19 protein-coding genes are annotated in these 19,442 nt (G+C 55.6%); 6 read left to right on the top strand and 13 right to left on the bottom strand.

Annotated features, from left to right (window positions below; genetic code table 11):
• Nucleotides 1–60: 60 nt before the first annotated feature.
• Nucleotides 61–624 carry a Crp/Fnr family transcriptional regulator gene (locus ACAW74_RS09200; protein ID WP_370697895.1) on the bottom strand — a complete coding sequence of 188 codons (564 nt, stop codon included), beginning with the start codon at nucleotides 622–624 and terminating at the stop codon, nucleotides 61–63.
• Nucleotides 625–718: 94 nt separating this feature from the next.
• Between ACAW74_RS09200 and ACAW74_RS09195 the strand changes: the two genes are divergently transcribed.
• Nucleotides 719–2,128: a vanadium-dependent haloperoxidase gene (locus tag ACAW74_RS09195; protein ID WP_370697894.1), complete on the top strand. Its 1,410-nt coding sequence runs from the start codon at nucleotides 719–721 to the stop codon at nucleotides 2,126–2,128.
• Between the two features lie 127 nt (nucleotides 2,129–2,255).
• Here ACAW74_RS09195 and ACAW74_RS09190 read toward each other — a convergent pair whose 3' ends face one another.
• Together ACAW74_RS09190 and ACAW74_RS09185 are read right to left on the bottom strand one after the other, a co-directional pair.
• Nucleotides 2,256–3,443, bottom strand: a complete 1,188-nt coding sequence (locus ACAW74_RS09190; RefSeq protein WP_370697893.1) for a phosphoglycerate kinase — start codon at nucleotides 3,441–3,443, stop codon at nucleotides 2,256–2,258.
• A gap of 122 nt (nucleotides 3,444–3,565) precedes the next feature.
• Entirely contained in the window at nucleotides 3,566–4,228 is a 663-nt protein-coding gene (locus tag ACAW74_RS09185; protein ID WP_370697892.1) for an SGNH/GDSL hydrolase family protein, read from the bottom strand.
• Nucleotides 4,229–4,302: 74 nt separating this feature from the next.
• Here ACAW74_RS09185 and ACAW74_RS09180 point away from each other — a divergent pair, with 74 nt between their 5' ends.
• Nucleotides 4,303–4,743: a DinB family protein gene (locus tag ACAW74_RS09180; protein ID WP_370697891.1), complete on the top strand. Its 441-nt coding sequence runs from the start codon at nucleotides 4,303–4,305 to the stop codon at nucleotides 4,741–4,743.
• Between the two features lie 5 nt (nucleotides 4,744–4,748).
• On the opposite strand, the gene ACAW74_RS09175 is transcribed toward ACAW74_RS09180, so the two are convergent.
• A complete protein-coding gene (locus tag ACAW74_RS09175) occupies nucleotides 4,749–5,681 on the bottom strand; it encodes an alpha/beta fold hydrolase (protein WP_370697890.1) in 933 nt (310 codons plus the stop codon).
• Between the two features lie 88 nt (nucleotides 5,682–5,769).
• Between ACAW74_RS09175 and ACAW74_RS09170 the strand changes: the two genes are divergently transcribed.
• Nucleotides 5,770–6,756: a hypothetical protein gene (locus tag ACAW74_RS09170; protein ID WP_370697889.1), complete on the top strand. Its 987-nt coding sequence runs from the start codon at nucleotides 5,770–5,772 to the stop codon at nucleotides 6,754–6,756.
• Nucleotides 6,757–6,791: 35 nt separating this feature from the next.
• On the top strand, nucleotides 6,792–7,178 hold the full coding sequence (locus tag ACAW74_RS09165; RefSeq protein WP_370697888.1) for a RidA family protein: 387 nt from the start codon (nucleotides 6,792–6,794) through the stop codon (nucleotides 7,176–7,178).
• 62 nt (nucleotides 7,179–7,240) lie between these two features.
• On the opposite strand, the gene ACAW74_RS09160 is transcribed toward ACAW74_RS09165, so the two are convergent.
• The 6 genes from ACAW74_RS09160 to ACAW74_RS09135 all read right to left on the bottom strand — a co-directional run bounded on the left by ACAW74_RS09160 (nucleotide 7,241) and on the right by ACAW74_RS09135 (nucleotide 13,399).
• Nucleotides 7,241–7,879 (bottom strand): hypothetical protein, encoded by a 639-nt coding sequence (locus tag ACAW74_RS09160; RefSeq protein ID WP_370697887.1) that lies wholly within the window; start codon nucleotides 7,877–7,879, stop codon nucleotides 7,241–7,243.
• Between the two features lie 2 nt (nucleotides 7,880–7,881).
• Nucleotides 7,882–9,195 (bottom strand): LVIVD repeat-containing protein, encoded by a 1,314-nt coding sequence (locus tag ACAW74_RS09155; protein WP_370697886.1) that lies wholly within the window; start codon nucleotides 9,193–9,195, stop codon nucleotides 7,882–7,884.
• A gap of 133 nt (nucleotides 9,196–9,328) precedes the next feature.
• Nucleotides 9,329–9,787: an META domain-containing protein gene (locus tag ACAW74_RS09150; protein ID WP_370697885.1), complete on the bottom strand. Its 459-nt coding sequence runs from the start codon at nucleotides 9,785–9,787 to the stop codon at nucleotides 9,329–9,331.
• A 44-nt stretch (nucleotides 9,788–9,831) separates the two neighbouring features.
• A complete protein-coding gene (locus tag ACAW74_RS09145; protein ID WP_370697884.1) occupies nucleotides 9,832–11,052 on the bottom strand; it encodes a serpin family protein in 1,221 nt (406 codons plus the stop codon).
• Between the two features lie 18 nt (nucleotides 11,053–11,070).
• Nucleotides 11,071–12,861 (bottom strand): hypothetical protein, encoded by a 1,791-nt coding sequence (locus tag ACAW74_RS09140; RefSeq protein ID WP_370697883.1) that lies wholly within the window; start codon nucleotides 12,859–12,861, stop codon nucleotides 11,071–11,073.
• A complete protein-coding gene (locus tag ACAW74_RS09135) occupies nucleotides 12,848–13,399 on the bottom strand; it encodes an RNA polymerase sigma factor (RefSeq protein WP_015329722.1) in 552 nt (183 codons plus the stop codon). Before ACAW74_RS09135 ends, ACAW74_RS09140 begins: the two co-directional genes overlap by 14 nt.
• A 288-nt stretch (nucleotides 13,400–13,687) precedes the next feature.
• Between ACAW74_RS09135 and ACAW74_RS09130 the strand changes: the two genes are divergently transcribed.
• Nucleotides 13,688–14,419 (top strand): hypothetical protein, encoded by a 732-nt coding sequence (locus ACAW74_RS09130; RefSeq protein ID WP_370697882.1) that lies wholly within the window; start codon nucleotides 13,688–13,690, stop codon nucleotides 14,417–14,419.
• Between the two features lie 124 nt (nucleotides 14,420–14,543).
• Here the strand turns inward: ACAW74_RS09130 and ACAW74_RS09125 are convergent, their stop codons facing one another.
• A complete protein-coding gene (locus ACAW74_RS09125) occupies nucleotides 14,544–16,052 on the bottom strand; it encodes a DUF4394 domain-containing protein (protein ID WP_370697881.1) in 1,509 nt (502 codons plus the stop codon).
• A 114-nt stretch (nucleotides 16,053–16,166) separates the two neighbouring features.
• A complete protein-coding gene (locus tag ACAW74_RS09120) occupies nucleotides 16,167–17,633 on the bottom strand; it encodes a capsule assembly Wzi family protein (protein ID WP_370697880.1) in 1,467 nt (488 codons plus the stop codon).
• Nucleotides 17,634–17,791: 158 nt separating this feature from the next.
• Between ACAW74_RS09120 and ACAW74_RS09115 the strand changes: the two genes are divergently transcribed.
• A complete protein-coding gene (locus ACAW74_RS09115; RefSeq protein WP_370697879.1) occupies nucleotides 17,792–18,190 on the top strand; it encodes an HIT family protein in 399 nt (132 codons plus the stop codon).
• A 6-nt stretch (nucleotides 18,191–18,196) separates the two neighbouring features.
• Here ACAW74_RS09115 and ACAW74_RS09110 read toward each other — a convergent pair whose 3' ends face one another.
• Nucleotides 18,197–19,270, bottom strand: coding sequence for a 2Fe-2S iron-sulfur cluster-binding protein (locus ACAW74_RS09110; protein WP_370697878.1), 1,074 nt, complete (start codon nucleotides 19,268–19,270; stop codon nucleotides 18,197–18,199).
• Nucleotides 19,271–19,442: the final 172 nt, after the last annotated feature.

Here is a 19,442-nt window from a genome sequence, read left to right as displayed (position 1 = left end):
CAAAAGTCGGCGGGAAGGCTACGGCTAAACTTGCCAAAAGGCAAGAAACGGAGGGCCCGGTTACCTTTTCCGCCGTATACGGCTCAGCGTATATGGCGTAATGCCCAAAAACTCAGCAATATATTTCAACGGTGCCGACTGCAACAGTGTGTTATCCCGACTAAGGCGCTCGTAGCGAACCTCTGCTGGCTGCCCCTGAAAGGAAACAATCATCTCAATTAATTGTACCGAAATGTCTTCCCAGAGTTTACGGCCAAATTCCTGCCAACCCGGCACTGTCTGGTAGAGGTGCTGCATATCGGCGTGCGAAATCACTAGTAAGGTGGTATCGGTTAGGGCCTGAACAGCGAAACGAGTAGGTCGCTGATCGCGAAAACTAGCCAGGTCACAAAACGACTGCCCTTCCACGGCCAGCCAGCCTGTTAGGTCGTCACCAGCCGGTGTGGTATGTGAAATTCGAAGACTGCCCTGCTGAATAAAGGCAAACTCGCCATTTACCTGCCCTGATTGCAGATAAAAGCGGCCTTTGCTGACGTGCCTGATCGTAACATGCTGTTTGACGGTTTCTAGGCTATCAGTAGCCAGGGAAACGTATTGAGCTATGAACGTATCGAACTGATGCATATCTGATTAAGAAGTGAATTGGCAGCGTTTTTGCTACTCGCACTATAAGTTATTGCGTGACCTACGCTGATGCCAATTAATTGCACGACCTCTTATGCTAAAACCGATACTCAACAGTAGCGGACCAATACGTATCCGCCTGCTGGCTCCACTAAAGGTGGCCGTATTAGGCATAGGCCTGCTGACCGTTCTCCAGGCTTGCCGACCCACAAACGAAACCGACCCGGTTGCGCCGCAGAACCAAGCGAACAAGGCGGCCGATTATAGCAACGAAGTTGCCCTGCAATGGAGTAACATGCATCTGCGGCTTGTCCGGAATAGCCCCGGTTTCACGCCACCCGTAGCCGCCCGCACGTTTGGCTACGCGGGTTTGGCTATGTACGAAGCGGTAGTGCCGGGTATGCCCAACAACGTGTCGATGGTGCGGCAATTGCAGGGGCTGACGGCCCTGCCTCAAACGACCCCCAACCAGACGTATAACTGGGCGCTGAGTGCCAATGCGGCACAGGCTGAGGTACTACGCGGGTTGTTTGCCAATGCCACTGCCGTGTACAAAACCCGCGTCGATTCACTGGAACAGGCCTTGTTCAACCAGTTTAAAACCTCCGACGACGCGCAAAACACTCGGTCGACCGATTTTGGTAAGCGCATTGGAACGGCTGTGTTTGAGTGGTCAAAAACCGACGGCGGGCATGAAGGCTACAGCCGAAATTTCCCGGCTTCGTTCATTCCAAGTACTGATCCGGGACTGTGGCGGCCCACCGAAAATGGCCGGACGATTCCGATGCAGCCTTATTGGGGACAAAACCGGACGATGCTTGCTTCGACGCAGGCTATGACAATGCCTGTTCCGCTCGCCATATCAACGCAGGTTACGTCGACCTATTTTGCCCAGTATCTGGAGGTGTATACCAAAAACAAATCGCTGACGCAGGAGGAAAAGGAAATTGCCGTTTGGTGGTCTGATGATCCTAGCGAAACCTTTACGCCCCCTGGCCACTCGTATAACATTGCCCGGATTACTACCCGTACGGCTAAAGCGGATCTGGGGAAAGCTGCCGAAACCTTTGCCCGCGTAGGAATTGCGGTGTCCGACGCCTTTGTGCGGTGCTGGAAATGCAAATACGTCTATAACAACGAGCGCCCTTATACGTACGTCCGCCGGACTATCGACCCCAACTGGGTGCCTTTCTGGCCGGCGCCGCCTTTCCCCGGCTTCCCATCGGGTCACTCAACGCAGTCGGCGGCCATGGCAACGGTGCTGACCGACTTGTATGGCACCAACTTCGCCCTGACCGACGATTCACACGTGGGCCGGGTACGTGACGCTGCTCGCAATACCGATTTCAAGCCGCGTTATTACCGATCGTTCTGGGAGACGGCCGAAGAATCGGGCTGGTCGCGGATTCTGGGCGGTATACACACCCGCCAGGATAACGACACCGGCCTGCGCGAAGGCCGCGCCATCGGCCAGAACATCAACGAGCTGACCTGGAAGCGGTAAGTGAATGGACAATGTATGATGTACAATGCACAATAGGGCCGGGCGGCGGACCGTTGACGCAAGAGTAGATGCGCACCGGCGGACCGGTCAGCCCCATTGTGTATTGTTCATTATTCACTATTCATTCTTATTGTAGCGCCGCTACGCCGGGGAGGGTTTTGCCTTCCATGTATTCAAGGAGGGCACCGCCGCCGGTCGATACGTAGCTAACGCGGTCGCCGTAGCCCGCATTATTGATGGCCGAGGCCGAATCGCCGCCGCCGATGAGCGAGAAAGCTCCGTTTTCTTCGGTGGCTTTCACGACAGCTTCGGCGATAGCGTTGGTACCGGTGGCAAAGTTCGGGAACTCGAATACACCCATTGGTCCGTTCCAAAGGATGGTTTTGGCGCTTTCGACAATGCTGGTGAACAGCTTCACCGATTCGGGGCCGATGTCGAGGCCTTCCCAGCCGTCGGGAATCTGCCCCGTGGCAACGGTTTGCCGGTTGGCATCGTTTGAGAAATCATCGGCACACACGTTGTCGACGGGCATAACGATGTTCACCCCTTTTTCTTTCGCTTTCTTCAGGATGTCCAGTGCCAATTCCTGCTTGTCGGCTTCGAGCAGCGACTTGCCAATCTGACCACCCTGTGCTTTCGTGAAGGTGTAGGTCATGCCGCCCCCGATGATGAGCGTATCGACCGTATCGAGCAGGCGCTCGATGATCAGGATTTTGTCGGAGATTTTGGCCCCACCCATAATCGCCACAAACGGCCGCTCGGCGTTGTTCAGGATTTTGTTGGCGTTTTCGATTTCGGCCAGCATCACGTACCCACATACGCGGTCCTCGAAAAACTGACCAACCACCGCCGTAGAGGCATGCGCGCGGTGAGCCGTTCCGAACGCGTCGTTTACCCAAACATCACCCAGTTTCGAGAGCTTTTCGGCAAACGCAACGTCGCCTTTTTCTTCTTCTTTATAAAACCGAAGATTTTCGAGCAGTAGTAACTCGCCCGGTTGCAGACTCGCTGCCAGATCGGTTGCCGACTGACCGATGCAGTCATCAGCAAACTTTACCTCCCGGCCAAACGTCTCCGACAGGGTCGGAATCAGGTGTTTCAGCGAATATTTTTCCGTCGGGCCATCTTTCGGCCGACCCAGGTGCGACATCAAAATCGCCGACCCGCCATCGTTCAGGATTTTCGTGATCGTGGGGATGGTCGCTTTGATGCGCGTATCGTCGGTGATGTTGTATTCTTTATCGAGGGGTACGTTGAAATCGACACGGACGAGGGCCTTCTTGCCCGCAAAATTGTAAGAGTCTACAGTCTTCATGCGTAGTCTGACCGGTTTTGGTTAGCGGGGGCAAAAGTAATGAAAAGCATGGGGCTTAGGGCAAGGGACAGCGTATCAGGGAACGTACCTCGCTCCTTGCTCCGGGCCTCATGCTTATAACACTACATTCCCTGCAGCACGGCCCACATCTGATCGGCGACAAACTGATTGCCGGTTTCGTTGAGGTGAACGCGGTCGGTGGTCAGGATACCCTTTTCTTTGTTGCCGGCGTTGTTCCGAACGTTATAGTCGAGGAAGGCCTTCCGCAGGTCGCAGAGAGGTAGGTTCTGGCGGGCAGCCAGATCGCGAATGAGGTTGCTGTAGGCGTTGAGGTCGCCATCCTGATCGTTGGAGAAGTCGGTTTTCTCGCCGATAGCAGCGGGTGTGCAGAGTACTACCCGGCCACCGTTGGCCTGAATCTTACGGATGAGCGCCTCGTAAAACTTCACAAATTTGTCGGGGTCGGTACCTGTACCGAAAGACCGTTTGTGCCACACGTCATTAACGCCGACGTAGATTACCACCACATCGGGTTTGAGTGCCAGTACGTCGTCGTCGAGGCGTAGATACAGGTCGTAAACCTTGTTTCCCCCGATGCCTTTGCCGATAAGTTCGTAGTCGGCCGATTTGTTCTGTTTGGTCAGCATCTCCTGCATCTTCGTGATGTACCCGCCGGGTTGCACACCCGCCTGCGTGATGGAGTCGCCGAAGAAAATAATGCGTTTGGGTTTCGTGGGGAGGGTGAAGGCCAACAGGATTGGCAGCAACAGATAAAGGGCTTTCATGACAACGTAGGGGCACTGTTTGGTTCGAGTAAGAAACCGCCGTTGCGCCATTTTATACTGAAAACAAAGCCTCTATGCAGCGCGCCATCTTTCTCGATATGCTGGCTCAGAATGAATTGACCTGTTCGTTTGCGCTGAACCGCATAACCGCAGATAACAGCCGGTTACGACTGACGGAAACGGCGGCGTCGGTCGGTTTCATTTACCGCCACCTGGCCGAGACCATGCATCTGTTTGGTACATTTTTCGGGATACCCACGCCGGTACAGAATACCACAATGGGCCGCACCGATGAAGGGGACATGTACGAATTGGCCGAAAGCCAACGACTGCTTGCCGAGGGCTATGCCCAATTCAGAAAGCTGGTTGAAACGACGGCCGACGAAGTCTGGCTACAGCCAATCGACACGCCTTTCTTCGGGACAGTATCGTGGGCCCGGTTGTTTGCTCATGTACTGTTTCATAATGCGCACCATGCCGGGCAAATTGCCATGACACTGGCGCATGGGAAGTAGCCGCGCTAACGCCCCTGCTGCCGCATCGACCAGTTTCGGTAGTCAGAAACCGTTTGAACGGGTAACTCTTCCATAGGTACGTGGCCCGCATTCGGGTAGATGATGAGTGTATCGTTGGGAAGGTCACGGTGAAAGCGCTGCGCCACCTCCACCGGAATCAGGTTGTCGTGTTGGCCCCACAAAATCAGCGTAGGCTGCCGAATCTGGCCAATTTTTTGCCAAAGCGAATCAAGTGATGGTTGCCGACGAACAAAGTTCTCCCGGTTGCCCGTGCGGCGATTCAGATCGGCGTAGCGTTGTACGAGCGAGTCGGTCACGAGCGCATCATTGGCGTACACATTTTCGAGGCTACTGCGAAACAGCGCATCGGGTGTAAGCTTCGCCACCAGGCCGCTGATCAGTGGGAGCCGCGCCAGTTCAAAGCCAATGGGTACTGATTTGGGCGTGAAGGGGTATCCTGCCGCGTCGATTAGGATTAGCTGACGTATCCGGTCGGGGCCCATCAGGGCCATGTGCCAGGCAATATTGCCGCCCAGTGAGTTGCCCGCTACGTCGCAACGCTTGAAGCCCAGCCGTTCGATGAACAGCGCCATAAATCGAGTATAGTACTGAATGGAAGCTTCGTTTTGTGGGTGCGGGCCAGTCAGTCCGTAGCCGGGTAAATCGAGCCGAATGATACGTCGACTGTCCCGAAGCGCGTTGACCCAGCCATCCCAGGTTTGCAGCATGGCCCCGGTGCCGTGAATCAACACCAACGGGACCGAATCGAGCGGGTTACCCTCTAGTCGATAGTGTACGTCCATGCCATCCAGATTCACGAAACCGGAGCTGGCATCAGTGTAGCGGGTTTTGAGTTCAGTAACGGTAAGGTCGGTGCGATACAGACAGACAATGACCAATACCAACAGCACAGGGAGGTAGGAAAGGATCTTTTTCAAAGCAAAGGCGGTGATCGGTTTGGCAACGAATTTCGTAGGTTGCAGGCCTAACCCGAGCGTTGTCGTACGGACCGAAAATTACAACTTCATGACTGCTATTCATGCTTACCGCTGGCCTTTGCTGTTCGTATTGTATGCAGCGCTGGTTGTCATAGCTCATCTGGTCGTACTGCCTTCTGCGGCTTACGCCGCCAATCCGGATATAATTGGCACCGCCCTGTTTTTCGATCTGACAGTCTGGCCTCTGCTGGGGATTTATTGGTTCGTAGCCCGGCCACAACGCTGGTCGGTGGGGCGACTGGGCCTGATTGCGATAACGTTGGTACGGTTGGCTATAGGTTGGTTACCTGCTCTGCCCGTGTCGGGCTGGGCGTTGATGTGGGGAGCGCTGGATGGACTTGTGCTTGGACTGCTGGCATTTCGGCTGCGCACGATTATCAAAACCTACCGACTTCTCCGACGTACCCAAGTTGCTGACGTTGCCTGGCAGGGTGCACTGGCTACGGTGCTGGGTGAGCAACTTGCGCGGCTTGTTGTGGCAGAATGCGAAATCGTTTACTATGCCTTACTTAGCTGGCAAAAGAAACCTGTCTTCCCCACTGGCGCAACGCCGTTGACAACGTATCACGAATCGGGGCAAACAGCTCTGTTGTGGGGGATACTGGGCATCAGTTGCATAGAATTGGTGGTGGTTCACCTGCTCTTGCTACGCTGGTTGCCGTCGGTTGCCGCCTGGGTCACGTTACTCAGCGTATATGGCTGTTTGTTGCTGTTGGCAGTGATCAATAGCATTCGCGTCCGCCCATCCTACATAACTCTCGATGCGCTGCACCTGCGCCTTGATCTGCGCTGGAGCGTTACGATTGCCCGCCGTCAAATTGCTGCTGCGGTGCCCATTTCAACTAAACAGCAGGGTGCGCTCAATATTGCGTTGCTGACAGCCCCCAATCTGCTACTGACCTTTACCGAGCCTATTCAACTCACCGGTCTTTATGGTATTCGAAAGACTACCCGGCAACTCACGCTGTTTGTCGACGGCCGTGATGCTTTATTAAAGACGCTAACTAATCCGTGAAGGCAGCTAGCCTTAACCAATCGCCACGAATCGCTATGTCGAGACAAACTATCCTGTCCGGGTCACCCTGGGAGGACAAAATGGGCTACTGCCGGGCCGTTAAAATCGGTAACGTCATCGAAGTATCAGGTACGGTCGCTATCGTAGACGGCCAAACTGTGACGGCCACCGACATCACGGCCCAAACCCAAAACATCCTGACCCGCGTAGCCGACGTGTTGGCCGGGCTGGGCGCGTCGATGGACGACGTGGTACGTACCCGGATGTTCACGACCGACGTATCACGCTGGGAAGAAATCGCTGTGGCACATGGTGCGGTGTTTGGCACGATCAAACCGACCACCAGTATCTACGAAGTCAGTGCCCTGATTGCGCCCGAATACCTCATCGAAATCGAATTCACGGCTATCCTGAGTGAGTAAAAAAAGCCGCTCAACCAAGAAGGTTGAGCGGCCGAAAGCAGCTACTACGTACCCGGCGCTGATCAGAAACTGACGCCTAACCGCACGGCCATTCGGTTGTACACGCGGCTTTCGTCGCGCCGAATGTCGTTCCACTGCAAGGGCTTGTTAGACTCGACAGTTTGTCGTTTGTAGCTGACCGTCAGCAGAAAAGCACCTTTGTCGGGGCGGCCAAAACGTAGCCCCAGGCCGGGGTTGAGCATGAGCCCACCACGAGTGAGTTCATAGCCCGTGGTCGATTGGTTAAGCCACGTAAGCCCATAACCAACGTCGGCCGAGGCAAAGACCTGCACGTTTTTCTGATTAGGCCGCGCCAGATCGTAGCGTACCCCGGCCCCAACCGGCATGAGCAGGGCATTGCTGTACCAGTCGACGCCGACTACGCCACCAACCGCCAGCCGGGGCTTGAGTCGGACGCCGTTGAATGTCTGAATAGTCAGGCTGAGCCGATTCTCGACCTGTTTATCCGTCGACTGAATCGTTGTGGTGCCGTTCCAGATCCAGGTAGGTACGTCGTAAGTAACCCGGCCAAACAGCCCGCCCACTTCGGTGTAGTTGACAAACGGCCGGGTACGTTCCCGGACCACCTCCTGCACCTGCGCGATCGCCGCGTGGCCCGCCAGCATCGCCAGCAGGCCACTCATTCCTAATAAAGAGCGCATAACTAGGTCAGGACGGGGCTTTTCACGGGAATCCGGCTCAGTAGGCGAAGCGCACGCGGGTTGCTGTAGTCGAACTGATAGAACCCGTCGCGGCCAATGAGCAACAGCGTTTTGCGGCCGTTGACGCCCCCCATCGGGATCACGTCGTAGGCTTGCAGGTCTTCCACGTATTGCTGGAGGTTTTTATCGACCTGCATGGGATCGGTAACGTCGAACGATTTCAGCCCATAAGCCCCTTCGCAGATGAACAGATTGGGGAAATCGACACCCAGGCCGTGCGGGTTGCGCATGGGGTAGCTTTTCAGCAGGCGCGGGTTTGTCAGGTTCGTAATGTCCACCACATCGAGCTGATTGGTGAACCCGGCGCAGGTATTACCCGACCGAAGCGTAACATAGGCCGTGTTGCCGTTAACCACCACCGGGTCGCAAACGCGGGCGTGCTGGAATACCGACAGCCGTTGCGGATTGGCCGGGTTGGCGTTATCGTAGATGAGCATACCCGTCTGAGAACCAATGAAGAGCTTGTCTTTATACGGGAAAATTGTCTCGATGCCCCAGCCCATGTTAATGGTGTTGCTAAGCGCCGGCCGGTTTGGCTGCTGAATATTAAACAGCTTCATATCGGCCTGCCCGACGGCGTATAGAAACTTGTCGTAGAGCGTAAACCGGGCCATCGACCCGCCCGTGCCGTTGGTGCCGCCACCCGGCGATACTTTGTTGCCACTGCTTAGATCAGCCGAGGCAAGGGCCACGCCACGCCCCCACCATGCATTGTTGGTTGGCGATGCCTCGCAGTTGGTCTGGATAGTTTCGGTAACGTACCTGACCTCCTGATCCTGAATAAGGTTGTTGCTGTTTTGTGGGGAATAATACCACCAGCCCCCATCGAATTGGCCCTGCGTGAACACATCCTGGCTGCGGCTTACCTCCCGGATGTTGGTCAGGTCGCCGATGTCGAACGTAACGAGGTCCATATAGCTATCGGCATACAGGAAATTGTCGCGGATAGCCAGGTCGCCATTGCCGGGAATGCGCAGAAAGGCCACTTTCTTGGGCGACTCCGGGTTGCGGTTGTCGATGACGTGAATACCCCGCTTCAACTCGTTGATAAACAGGTAGCCGTCTTTTGTGTAAATCTTGCCGGGTTGTTCCAATTCCCGGGCCGCCTCGATGCTAATTCCCTGCCGTACCTGCGTGGTGGTGAGCTGCACCGCCGTATACTGGCGATACGTGTGTGTCTCGGTGCACTGATCGGTGCAGGCCGAGTCGATAAGGGCTAATGGCATCAGCCACAATAACTTGTAGAGTCGTTTCATCGCGTTGTCATCGTTAATGGTTTATACAGGCAGGAGTCTGACGATAACCATTTCGTTGGAATGACGACAAAAAAATCGCCCGGCAGCAGGGCCACCGGGCGATCCACGTCCTACACAAAATGTTATTCACTGCTTATTGCCGTTGGTAAATCAGGATTCCGGGGGTTACTGCTGTATATGTCAATTGTAATAGACCTGTGCTGGTTACTTCGGCGCGGTTCACACTGCGGAGCCGGGCAAAATACGTGTCTTCATAGCGCATGGCGTCGGTTGTGCCCGCAACCTGGGTTACCCCCAGATTACCGATGCCACCGGTACCGGCTTCTCCCGATTCGATCGACGGCCCTTTGCTGATGTTCGCATCCGCAAAATAGGCGTTGACCGCCGCGCGCCCCGACAGCTTGAACGAGTCGAATCCCGCCAGTTGCACCGGCTGCTCCTCAATCCGCAAGGTTACGGTGTAGGCCGAATTCGGATCGATCAGCTTCCAGTCGCCAACCAGCGCACTGCTGCCAGTGGGTTTGACCGCATCACCCGACCGGCAACTGCCTAGCAGCAGTACACTTAACCAAATGAAAAACAGCGCCTTCATGGTACTATTAATACGGGTTTAATGAGTCTACGGATTTAATGGGTCTATGGTTGCGTGGTTGGGTTGCTGATCTTTCCCATAAACAGAATCGCTCCCGATCCTTTTTCGTGAATGACAAACACAAACGGTCGGTCGCAGATATAGGGGACCGGGGCCGACGTGACACCCACGCCAATGGTTGTAACGGCGGCGGCTTCAGTACCTTTCTCATCGACAGCCACGAAGGCATTTTGCTTGACGGACGTCAGCAACAATCCACCATTGGGGTTAATGCCCGTAAAATCGGCCCGATCGGTGAAAGCGGTAGGCATTCCCATCTGGCTCAGCACGGGTTGCAGTTTATTCTCTGTTTTCAGCGTAAACTTCGGCAACCCGATGTCGATTTTGCCGCTGCTCATGGCTGTCTGCAACTGCGTCCACTCGGCCGGCGTGAACGTACCCAGCAAGCCATCGGCCGTGGTGCCGTTTTTGGGAAGGAGCACGGTCATCGCCGTTTGGCCGCCACCGTAGGGCAATTCAAAGGCCGTATAGGTTTCGCGGAACGCCCGCCGAAGCTCCGCGTCGAGGCGCATCATCCGCACCGACTTGGTTGTGCCGTTTGTTAGTGTGAAAGGGGCGTCGATGGTGCGGGCTGGGTCAAACTGCGTTTTCCAGTTGCCTTTGAAATAAATAGCATTGAGTAGATAAAGCACCTCGTTGGGCGCAATCTGATCCACCACCTTCGAAATCAGCCCGTTGGTGTTGCTGTTGGCCCAGCCGTTGATCGCGGCCAACGCCGCCGGACTATCAAAATCGAGCCCGGCCGATTGCGCGTTGAACGTATCGCGCAGTACCGTTTCAAACGTAGGCGCCACCGTAAAGCCGTTCCGATACCAGACCGAGTTGGCCAGTTGAAGTTTCACCTGCGTATCGACGGCGGGCAGGTCCTGGCGTAGCGTCGCATATGTCTGGTTAGCGTCGGTCAGCGTTTGCCCATCCAGCCGTAGTACCTTTTGCAGCTCGGTTTTGGTCGATCCGTTGGCCCCGTTCAGCACCATACCCAGCGCCATATGCAGGCTGAGCGGCGAGTAAAAGACGTTGTCGCCCGCTGCCTGCTCGTTGATGCGCCGGAAGGCATCAAAGGCAAAATCAGTGGTTTGGCTCACAAATGGCGCAGCTATCCGCAGGGGTCGGGTCTCGTCCGGCGTTACCGCACCGTTATTACGCCCACAGCCTGCCACCACCAGAGCAATACCAACACTAACGGTTATCAGAAGGGATCTCATACCGGTTGATGGTTTCGGTTAAAAATGCCGGTCGACACTGAAGCTCAACCCCACCTGCTGCGGTAAGGCTTGCAGGTTAACATCGTTGAGCGTCAGCGATTGCAGATGTTGCTGGTACATACCCGCCATCGAGGCCGACCAATGCCGGTCGGGACGATACCGAACGCGAACGCCCGCCGTGCCTGCCATCGTAACAGGCCGGTAGATGCCATCGCCCGATTTTACGTCGATAGTCTGATTGACGGTGTTGCGCACGAACCAGTTCGAGACAAGACCCGTCAGCAGCGCCAGCCCAAATTTGCGGCGGGGCCGGAATTCGTAGCTCACCTGCGCCGGCACCTGCACAAACTGATAGGCATTACTGACCGTTACGCCTGCCGACTGCTGATAGCGGGCGTTTTGAGCTACTGTAAAATCATAGGACAACCCGTTTGCCGATGGCGCATAAGCAACTGACTGATTGGATAAGCGGCTGCTGATCAGATCCGTATATAATGTCTGATTGCTCACGTTGCCCGCATTGCCTTTGTCGGAAACAGAGGTGTAGGCTGCCCGGCCAGGGCTCTGTACACTAGCCTGACTGTTGAGGTAACCTACCCCCGTTTCGATGGCCCAATGTTCGCCCAAAGGCAGACCCGCGCTGACCTGCACCGTCATGGCGTTGCCTGTCTGAGCGCTAATTGCCGCTGAATTGACCGCGAGGTTATTGAGCGTGCCGTTATTGTTTAGGTTTGCCATTGATGCCACGGCGCTTGATCGCATGGCGAGCGTTGGATTGAACGACGCAGCGGCCACACCCGCCGAGACCCACGCTTTGCGGTGATCGGTACGCGATTGGGCCGAAGCCACGTCGGCCTGCTGGGCGCTGGCTTCAGCCGTCCCTTCGTGCCGATACCAGACAATCCGATCATTACCCACTGCCCGAACCGACAGCGGCTGAATGCTTAGCGGAGCCACATTCAGTGCGAGCCGGTCTGATGAGGTGTTTTCTGACTTTAACAGATCGGCACCCGGCGGCACAATGCCAGGTACGTCGGCCTGGAGCGTGGGGGCCGGGTTGGCGACTAGTTGTGTGCTGGTTATCTGCCCATTGCCTGGTGTCAGTTGGGGTTGGCTAAATGACATGGTCGACATCGATCGGCTGCTCATCGTTAGCGACATGGCTACCTGCCCGACCGTACCTTGTGACGCTACACGCTGCGTAATGACTAGTTGCTCACTGACGACCATCGACGGTTCGATGGCTGGCTGTGTCGGCTCTGAAACAGGCGTACTTACCGCGGCGACGAGGGGCGCTTCGGAAACCGCTGGCTGGCTGCCCCGTCCGCTAGTCGCACGTTGTTGCGCCCGTCGGCTGGCCCGAACAGGTACGTTGGTCGCCAATGTGGTTGGTTGTTCCGGCTGAACTGAGCGGCTCGCCAACTGATTGGGTTGACTGGCTGATTCGCCGGTAGACGATGGCGCTGCACTAGCCGAAGGGGCTGGCTTCGGGGCTACAGCCATCTGGCTGCTGTTGGTGGCATTGGGGCGCAGAGCGTCGTCGCGATGCCAGGCCCACCAGCCAAACAGCGTGAGTAGCAACGAGGCCGCAATACCCGCCGCCCAGCGGCCAAACAGCATCGACTGCTGCCCCTGCCGGTGCTGCCACAGCGGAATAATCCCGTCTTCGTCGTCGAGGTCGAGCTGGCGCTCCACCGCATCCCAGATACGGGGCGGGGGGGCCTCCGACGCGTCGTCGAAAACGCGCTTCCATTGGTCGTTGGGTGAGCCAGAAGCACTCCCCATGATATAGTCGTCAGAACGATTCATTTCGGATCGGTAGGTCGTTCGTTAATTTTTGTTGTAACAGGCCTCGGGCCCGGAAAAACTGAGATTTTGATGTCCCTTCCGAAATGCCCAGTAACTCGGCAATTTCGATATGGGTATACCCTTCAATGGCATATAAGTTAAAGACCGCGCGGCACCCGGCCGGTAACTCCTGCACCAGCGCCAGCAGGTACTGGTAATTGAGTGTTGGCAGCGTTTCGTCGGCCTGAGGCAGCAGGTTGGCAACCTCGTCTACGTCGGTTACATTGTCAAACGGCTTGTTTTTACGAATGTGTTTCAGCGCCGTGTTGATCACGATTCGTTTCAACCAGGCTTCCAGCGGACAGTCGTGGCGAAACTGGTCGATGTGGCGGAAGATCTTCACGAACGAATCCTGCAACACATCGGCCGCTTCATCGACATCCTTTATGTAGCGCTTACTAACGGCAAATAGCTTCCCCGCGAACCGATCGTACAGCTGTCGCTGGGCGAGCCGGTCCTGGTTTTTGCAGCCGTCGATAAGCCTTTGTTCGTCGAGCATAAGGGCGTGTAGGTAGTTGAAAGACCCTATTCATCCGCCACGGGTTGGAAACGAAATGGTAAAAGTTTGGAATCGCCGGTTCAGCCCAACGCCAGCCATTGCCGAGCGCCTATGACCTTCTTGAAGGTCATTGCTGGTTCGATAACAAAGATAACCCGTTACGCACCGGAGCAAACGCGCTTCTGGCTGGTGCCGGGTACGTTGTTGCGCTACGCCGTCCACGTGAAAAGATGGCACGGCTGTGCTGACATATCGGGAAAATCTCGATTTTGTGCCGAAAACAGGGTTATGAAACGAACAACGCTTTTACTGGCTGCTTTACTGGGCAACTGGCTGGTCGCTCGGAGCCAATCGGCTACGCCACCACTGGAAGCGCCTACTGTACAACAATCGCTTAATTCGCTAGGCACTAGCGGCAACATGTCGGCCGTGCGCACCTTCGATGGCCGGGTCATCAGCCTGCGCGGCACCCCCTTGCTGTACCCCGACTGGGTACCCGGCGAAGCGACGCTGGTCAACGGAGCGCAAATCACCAATGCCCGCTTTAAGTACAACGTACCTGACAAGCGGCTGTTCGTCTGGCGGCAGGGCAAAGACTCAACGCAGGTCGAAGGCTACAACGTGAAATCGTTGACCATCCAGCCTATGAATACAGCCGCGCCGCAATTGTATGAACACCTGCCCCCGTTGAAAAACGACGTGTCGGTTACGCGCGGCGATCTAGTACGGGTTATTTATCGGGGCCCCTATTCACTGGTGCAACTGCCCGTAAAAGGCTTTTACAAAGCCACGTCGTCGAGCCCTTACGGCGAAGCCCGCGACTACAATGAGTTTCGCGACGAATCGGTGTACCTGCTTGTCCGGCCCGATGGCACCGCCGAAAAAGTGAAACTGACTAAAAAATCATTGGCCGGTGCGTTGCAGGATCAGGCCGATGCCTTTACCAAGTTCGTGAAAGACAACCGGCTGGACGTTGCTATCGAGACTGACGTCGCCAAAGCCTTGGCTGCGCTCAAGTAAGCACTACGCGCTTGATGAATCGAATCCTATATTGACCTGATAATGAAAAAAGAGGATTGGGCTGACACGTACCTGCGTCAGCCCAATCCTCTTTTTTATACTACAATTGGTTGTCTGTCTCGGCCTAGAAGCCCAGACCAACCGCCATACCACGAATTTCAGGGCTGCTTGGGAGCGCCGTCACCAGTGTAGCCGTGCCGTTGGTCAGGTTGATGCGGTAAACGCTGACAGCGTTGTTGACGCGGAGTAGCGCATAAGCCATCCCCGACATCCCACCGATATCGAAACCGTTGGCCGCTTCGAACGTACCCAGACCCAGTGAGCCGACCAGCACCTGCGTACCGTTGTTGGGCGGTGCCTGCGTGTACAGGTTGCCCGTTGTATTGTCGAGGCTGTAGAGCGTAGTCGAACCAGCTCCCGCGAAGTTGTTGGTATACGCCGATGCTGAGATGTTGGTCGACGCGCCATTGATGGTGCCATCAACCAATGCAACGCCATCCGCCGGGTTCACGCGCAGATTCTGGCCCGTATTACTCACAATGCGAATCCGATCGACGGTGGGGTTAAAGTCGAACCCAAACGACGTGCCGGTCAGCGGTGTGCTCAGGGTAGCAACGGCCGTAGCGGCGCCGCTCGATACGTTGATCGTATACAGGCGGCTAGTGCTGCCCAGCGCATACAATTGCCCGTTGACAGGCCGGAAGTCGATCCCGTAGATGCTTTCACCCGCCTGCAACCCCGTCAGCGGTTTGATGATCGGGCTAGGAGCCAGCGGATTGAAAATGTGCAGGTTGTTATTGCCGTCAACGGCATAGGCAACGGCTTCTGTCGGAATGGCGAGGCCAATGATGTTGCCCGGCAGATTGCCCAGCTTTTGCAGTTTACCCGTGCTCAGGTCAACCTGCGACAGCTCCGACTGTCCGTTAAACACCGTCGCGGCCAGGCCGCGGCCATCCGGGGCGATATCGAAACCACCCACGGCCGTAACGTCGAGACCCAGCGGACCAACGGGCGCCAGACGACCATCGTTCGGTGGATTCTGGATGTAGAGTTGATCCGTCACAGGATCAATGTCGTACAACGTCGTTGTGGTTACGCCCGACCGGTTGTTGGTGTAGGCGACAGCCGTGATAGTCGCGTTGGGGATACCATTGATGTTGCCATCCACGTTCTGTACGGCTCCTGTCTCGGGGTTCAGACGCAGGTTTTGCCCCTGTGCCGTCGTGACCCGAATCCGGTCGACGGTGGGGTTGAAATCAAAGCCAACAGGCGTGCCGGTCAGGGCAGGCGACAGCGGGTTGCCAATGGCCCTGGCTGCTCCCGTCATCTGGTTGATGACATACAGCCGGCTCTGGTTCGAGATACCGTAGAGCTGTCCCGTTGCTGGCCGGAAATCAATGCCAACCAGTTGTTCGCCCGGTTGCAGGCCCGTCAGGCCAACCGTGGCTGTCGGAGCATTCGGGTTACGGACATTCGTCTGAATGAGTTGGTTCGCGTCGTTCAGCGCGTAAATCGTTACGTCGGGCAGGATCGACGGATCGGGAGGCGTGCGGTGATCGCAGGCGCTCAGTGTGAGCAGCGCACCCAGCGCTATAAAACCAGCCGCTTTACGGGTAGACAGGTAGTTGAGCATGTGTAAATCAATGAGTTCTACAGACAGTCAGTCGTTGACTGCCCCCATGCTTACGCGAGAATCCACCATTTAGATTTAAAAACGATTAAAAAATGACGGAATGGCCTAACCTGCTCACCAGTGCTTCGATAAGCTAATGTAACCGCCCGAATTTATCGGTAGTAACGTACCCCGATCCAGGGCCGCAGCGGTTGTGATCTTCAAGCCCGGAATACGACCCACAGGCCATTGGAGCAGCAACGAGGCCGAGACCTGCTCGGTAGGTGTTGGGTAAGATTTGGCAAACGTCCCGAATCCCCGCGAAAAAGACCCTTTCAAAATAAACGACGGGCCCTTGGTAAAGCCGCCCTGCACGGCACCATACCAGGCGATCAGCCGATTGTTGGGGAAAAAGCCCGAGTTCTCATAGGAGCCGGCCGTTGGGCCAAGCTCCGTTACCGGTGTCATCAGGGGCGTACCAATCGTCCGCTGCCGATACGACCAGCCTTGCCGATATTGAGCGTGGTTAAAGTAGTTATCAGCCCCCTGGAAACGGGCTTTAAAATCAAAGGTATCGTCGGTCTGATCGGTCGTGCAAAGCCACTCCACCGTGACCCGACGTACCTGGAACCGCGCTTTGGGGTTTGCCAATCGCTGGTAACGCAGCCCCGTTAGTCCGTCAGGTACGTTTTGGAAAGCCAGTCCGGAGGCATCTTCATAGATATGCTGGTGATAAAGCTGCCACTGCCCCCGCTGCCGTCGCCAGTCGATCGAGAAATCGATACTACCAATATGATTGCCAACGCGGTTTTCGCCATCGAACTCCGTCAGCCGGTCGTTACTGAAGGCTTCGGGATAAGAGCCGCTGATTACGTACCAGTAATCACGTAGCGTACTTGGTAATTGACCATTGACCGCGATGGGAGAATTTAGCAGGTAGTCGGCATAGCCTGCCCATTGCACCTGATGGTTCAGCCCACCGGTTACCTGTAGCTTCGCATTGGGTTTGCCAAGGCGGAGGTAGGCGTATTTCTGATGCAGGTAAGAGCCTTTTACGTAGGTATTGGCAAACCAGCCGTGCGCATAGCCCGCCCGGAAGGCCAGAAAGCCCTTGGTAAAAGGCAGCGGCACAAAGTGGGGCGTATGAAGCTGTACTTTCGGAAAAGGCAAGGCATTGCCCGACCAAATCACAAATCCCGACGACAGGAGTGTGTCGCCCAGGCCGACCACCTCGCGCCGGTTGCCGCCCCACAACTCAACCGCGCCCCATCGCAGCTTGACATACGCATCGGGCAGGTACGTTGTCGTGGGCAGTGGTGTCGGGCCAATCCCCTGGTTGAGCACGCCATATAAGCCTGCCCCCCAGTCGAATCGGTGCTTATGGTCGGCTGAATCAGCAGCGTACTCGCGGCGGATAGCAACACGTAGCGTACCAAAGGAACCCGTTACCGGCACAGTACCCCACTGATTGGCCCGCAGCCAGAGCGGCGTTTGCTCGGAAGTGGCCACCAGTCCGCCTACCTCTGTGTCGGCATGCCATCGACGCTGGGCAGTTGCCGAGAGCGTAAAGCCGAGAAAAAACGCGAGATAGAGAAGCCGCATGAAAGGAAGATCGCAGGTTGAGTCGGTGAAGGACTGTGGCAGGTGTATAGGGTGTACGGCAGAAAAAGTAAGCGGGATTGTTGGCCCCTCAATACTATTTCACTTGACTCAAACTTGTAAAGCCCCAACTTTAGCCCATAAACGTATCGTACAGCATTATGCCCTCTATTTTTTCACGCATTGTGGCCGGCGAAATCCCTGCCCACAAGATTGCCGAAACCGACGACTACCTGGCGTTTCTCGACGTAATGCCCACCGCAATGGGGCACACGCTCGTCATCCCTAAAAAAGAAGTGGACTACCTCTTCAGCCTCGACGACGACTTGTATATGGGGCTGATGGCTTTTGCCAAAAAAATTGCGCCAGCCATCGAGAAAGCCGTCCCTTGCCGCCGCATTGGCGTAGCTGTAATCGGGCTGGAAGTGCCCCACGCCCACGTACACCTGATTCCGCTCAACAGCATGGCCGACATGAATTTTAACCACAAGCTGTCGCCCACTCAGGACGAACTGGCCGAAACGGCCGCTAAAATTCGGGCGCAACTGGGCGAGGGCTAACCGAGATTATTCAATCTCGATCACGACGTTTCTGGAAGCTGGGTGCGCCACACACGTAAGCACGTACCCCGCTTTCAGTTCCGACTCAGAGAGGCCATCTTCTTCATCGAGCTTCACCTCACCCGATACGCATTTGCCCAGACAGGCCGTGCACATGCCCGCTTGGCAGGAGTAAGGCAGGTCGATGTCGAGATCAAGCGCAGCTTCCAGAATAGTCTGGTGCGGCTCCACGGTGAATTTGTATTCGTTGCCTTCGTAAAGCACCGTTACATCCTGCGTTGAGCTGTCGGCATCGTCGGTATCGCCCTCCATAACAACGCCCACTGCCTGGGCTGTAGACGCTGTTTGAAAACTTTCTTTGTGAATTCGGTCGGCGGGGACGGCTAACAAATTCAATGCCGAAACAGTCTCTGCCATTAGGCCATCGGGCCCACACAAATAATATTCAGCCTGCCGCAACGCTTCGGGCCGGTGCGATTCGAGCAGCTTCAACAAATTCGATTTATTGATTCGTCCCGTAAAACCACTCCAGTTGGCAGCCGGTTGGCTCAGCACGTGTGTTACCGTAAGCCGACTAGCGTGAACGCTCGCCATGGCGTCGAGATGGGCCTTATAAATAATCGACGATTCGTTCCGGTTGCCGTAAATAAGCCAGACCTCGCTGTTGGGTTCAACGTGCAAGATCGACTTAACCATTGAAAACAAGGGCGTTATCCCACTGCCGGCACCAATCAGGATGTGAAGCCGCCGGGCGCCGGAGTTAAGTTTCGGCGTGAACGTACCCATCGGTTCGAGCGTCTCGACGACGTCGCCGGCTTTCAATCGATCGCATAGATAATTCGACGCGAGCCCGCCCGGTAACCGCTTCACAGTCACTGACAAAGCCGCATCAACGTGTGGCGACGACGACATCGAGTACGATCGGCGTATTTTTTCGTTACCGATCGTCAATAAAAACGTCAAAAATTGGCCGGGCTGATAGCGAACCTCTTCACTGATAGGATGCCAGAAGTTGACGGTGATGGCGTCAGACGTTTCCTGAATGACATCTTTTACTTTCAAATAATAGCGACTAGCCATAAATGCTGCAATGAAGCTAAGCTGCTTTGTTGATGCAGTGCTTGGCTGTAAAGGTCGTTATAAATCAGTTTGCTGCGGCCATTCATGGCCAATTTGACTAATTATCCCCCAGCCCATATCCGATAAAATGATCCGCCGTTATTTCATCTGTAAAAGATTGCTATATGCCATC

It is taken from the genome of Fibrella musci (assembly GCF_041321105.1).
Taxonomy (GTDB): Bacteria; Bacteroidota; Bacteroidia; order Cytophagales; family Spirosomataceae; genus Fibrella; species Fibrella musci.
This window is presented reverse-complemented; position numbering and strand designations above follow the sequence as displayed.

Bases quoted from the DNA above. Each gene is read 5' to 3' on its own strand.
- ACAW74_RS09125 (WP_370697881.1), bottom strand. From the start codon at position 16,052: ATGCTCAACTACCTGTCTACCCGTAAAGCGGCTGGTTTTATAGCGCTG.
- ACAW74_RS09150 (WP_370697885.1), bottom strand. From the start codon at position 9,787: ATGAAGGCGCTGTTTTTCATTTGGTTAAGTGTACTGCTGCTAGGCAGT.
- ACAW74_RS09195 (WP_370697894.1), top strand. From the start codon at position 719: ATGCTAAAACCGATACTCAACAGTAGCGGACCAATACGTATCCGCCTG.
- ACAW74_RS09200 (WP_370697895.1), bottom strand. From the start codon at position 624: ATGCATCAGTTCGATACGTTCATAGCTCAATACGTTTCCCTGGCTACT.
- ACAW74_RS09115 (WP_370697879.1), top strand. From the start codon at position 17,792: ATGCCCTCTATTTTTTCACGCATTGTGGCCGGCGAAATCCCTGCCCAC.
- ACAW74_RS09140 (WP_370697883.1), bottom strand. From the start codon at position 12,861: ATGAATCGTTCTGACGACTATATCATGGGGAGTGCTTCTGGCTCACCC.
- ACAW74_RS09170 (WP_370697889.1), top strand. From the start codon at position 5,770: ATGACTGCTATTCATGCTTACCGCTGGCCTTTGCTGTTCGTATTGTAT.
- ACAW74_RS09190 (WP_370697893.1), bottom strand. From the start codon at position 3,443: ATGAAGACTGTAGACTCTTACAATTTTGCGGGCAAGAAGGCCCTCGTC.
- ACAW74_RS09165 (WP_370697888.1), top strand. From the start codon at position 6,792: ATGTCGAGACAAACTATCCTGTCCGGGTCACCCTGGGAGGACAAAATG.
- ACAW74_RS09110 (WP_370697878.1), bottom strand. From the start codon at position 19,270: ATGGCTAGTCGCTATTATTTGAAAGTAAAAGATGTCATTCAGGAAACG.
- ACAW74_RS09185 (WP_370697892.1), bottom strand. From the start codon at position 4,228: ATGAAAGCCCTTTATCTGTTGCTGCCAATCCTGTTGGCCTTCACCCTC.
- ACAW74_RS09155 (WP_370697886.1), bottom strand. From the start codon at position 9,195: ATGAAACGACTCTACAAGTTATTGTGGCTGATGCCATTAGCCCTTATC.
- ACAW74_RS09145 (WP_370697884.1), bottom strand. From the start codon at position 11,052: ATGAGATCCCTTCTGATAACCGTTAGTGTTGGTATTGCTCTGGTGGTG.
- ACAW74_RS09130 (WP_370697882.1), top strand. From the start codon at position 13,688: ATGAAACGAACAACGCTTTTACTGGCTGCTTTACTGGGCAACTGGCTG.
- ACAW74_RS09135 (WP_015329722.1), bottom strand. From the start codon at position 13,399: ATGCTCGACGAACAAAGGCTTATCGACGGCTGCAAAAACCAGGACCGG.
- ACAW74_RS09120 (WP_370697880.1), bottom strand. From the start codon at position 17,633: ATGCGGCTTCTCTATCTCGCGTTTTTTCTCGGCTTTACGCTCTCGGCA.
- ACAW74_RS09180 (WP_370697891.1), top strand. From the start codon at position 4,303: ATGCAGCGCGCCATCTTTCTCGATATGCTGGCTCAGAATGAATTGACC.
- ACAW74_RS09160 (WP_370697887.1), bottom strand. From the start codon at position 7,879: ATGCGCTCTTTATTAGGAATGAGTGGCCTGCTGGCGATGCTGGCGGGC.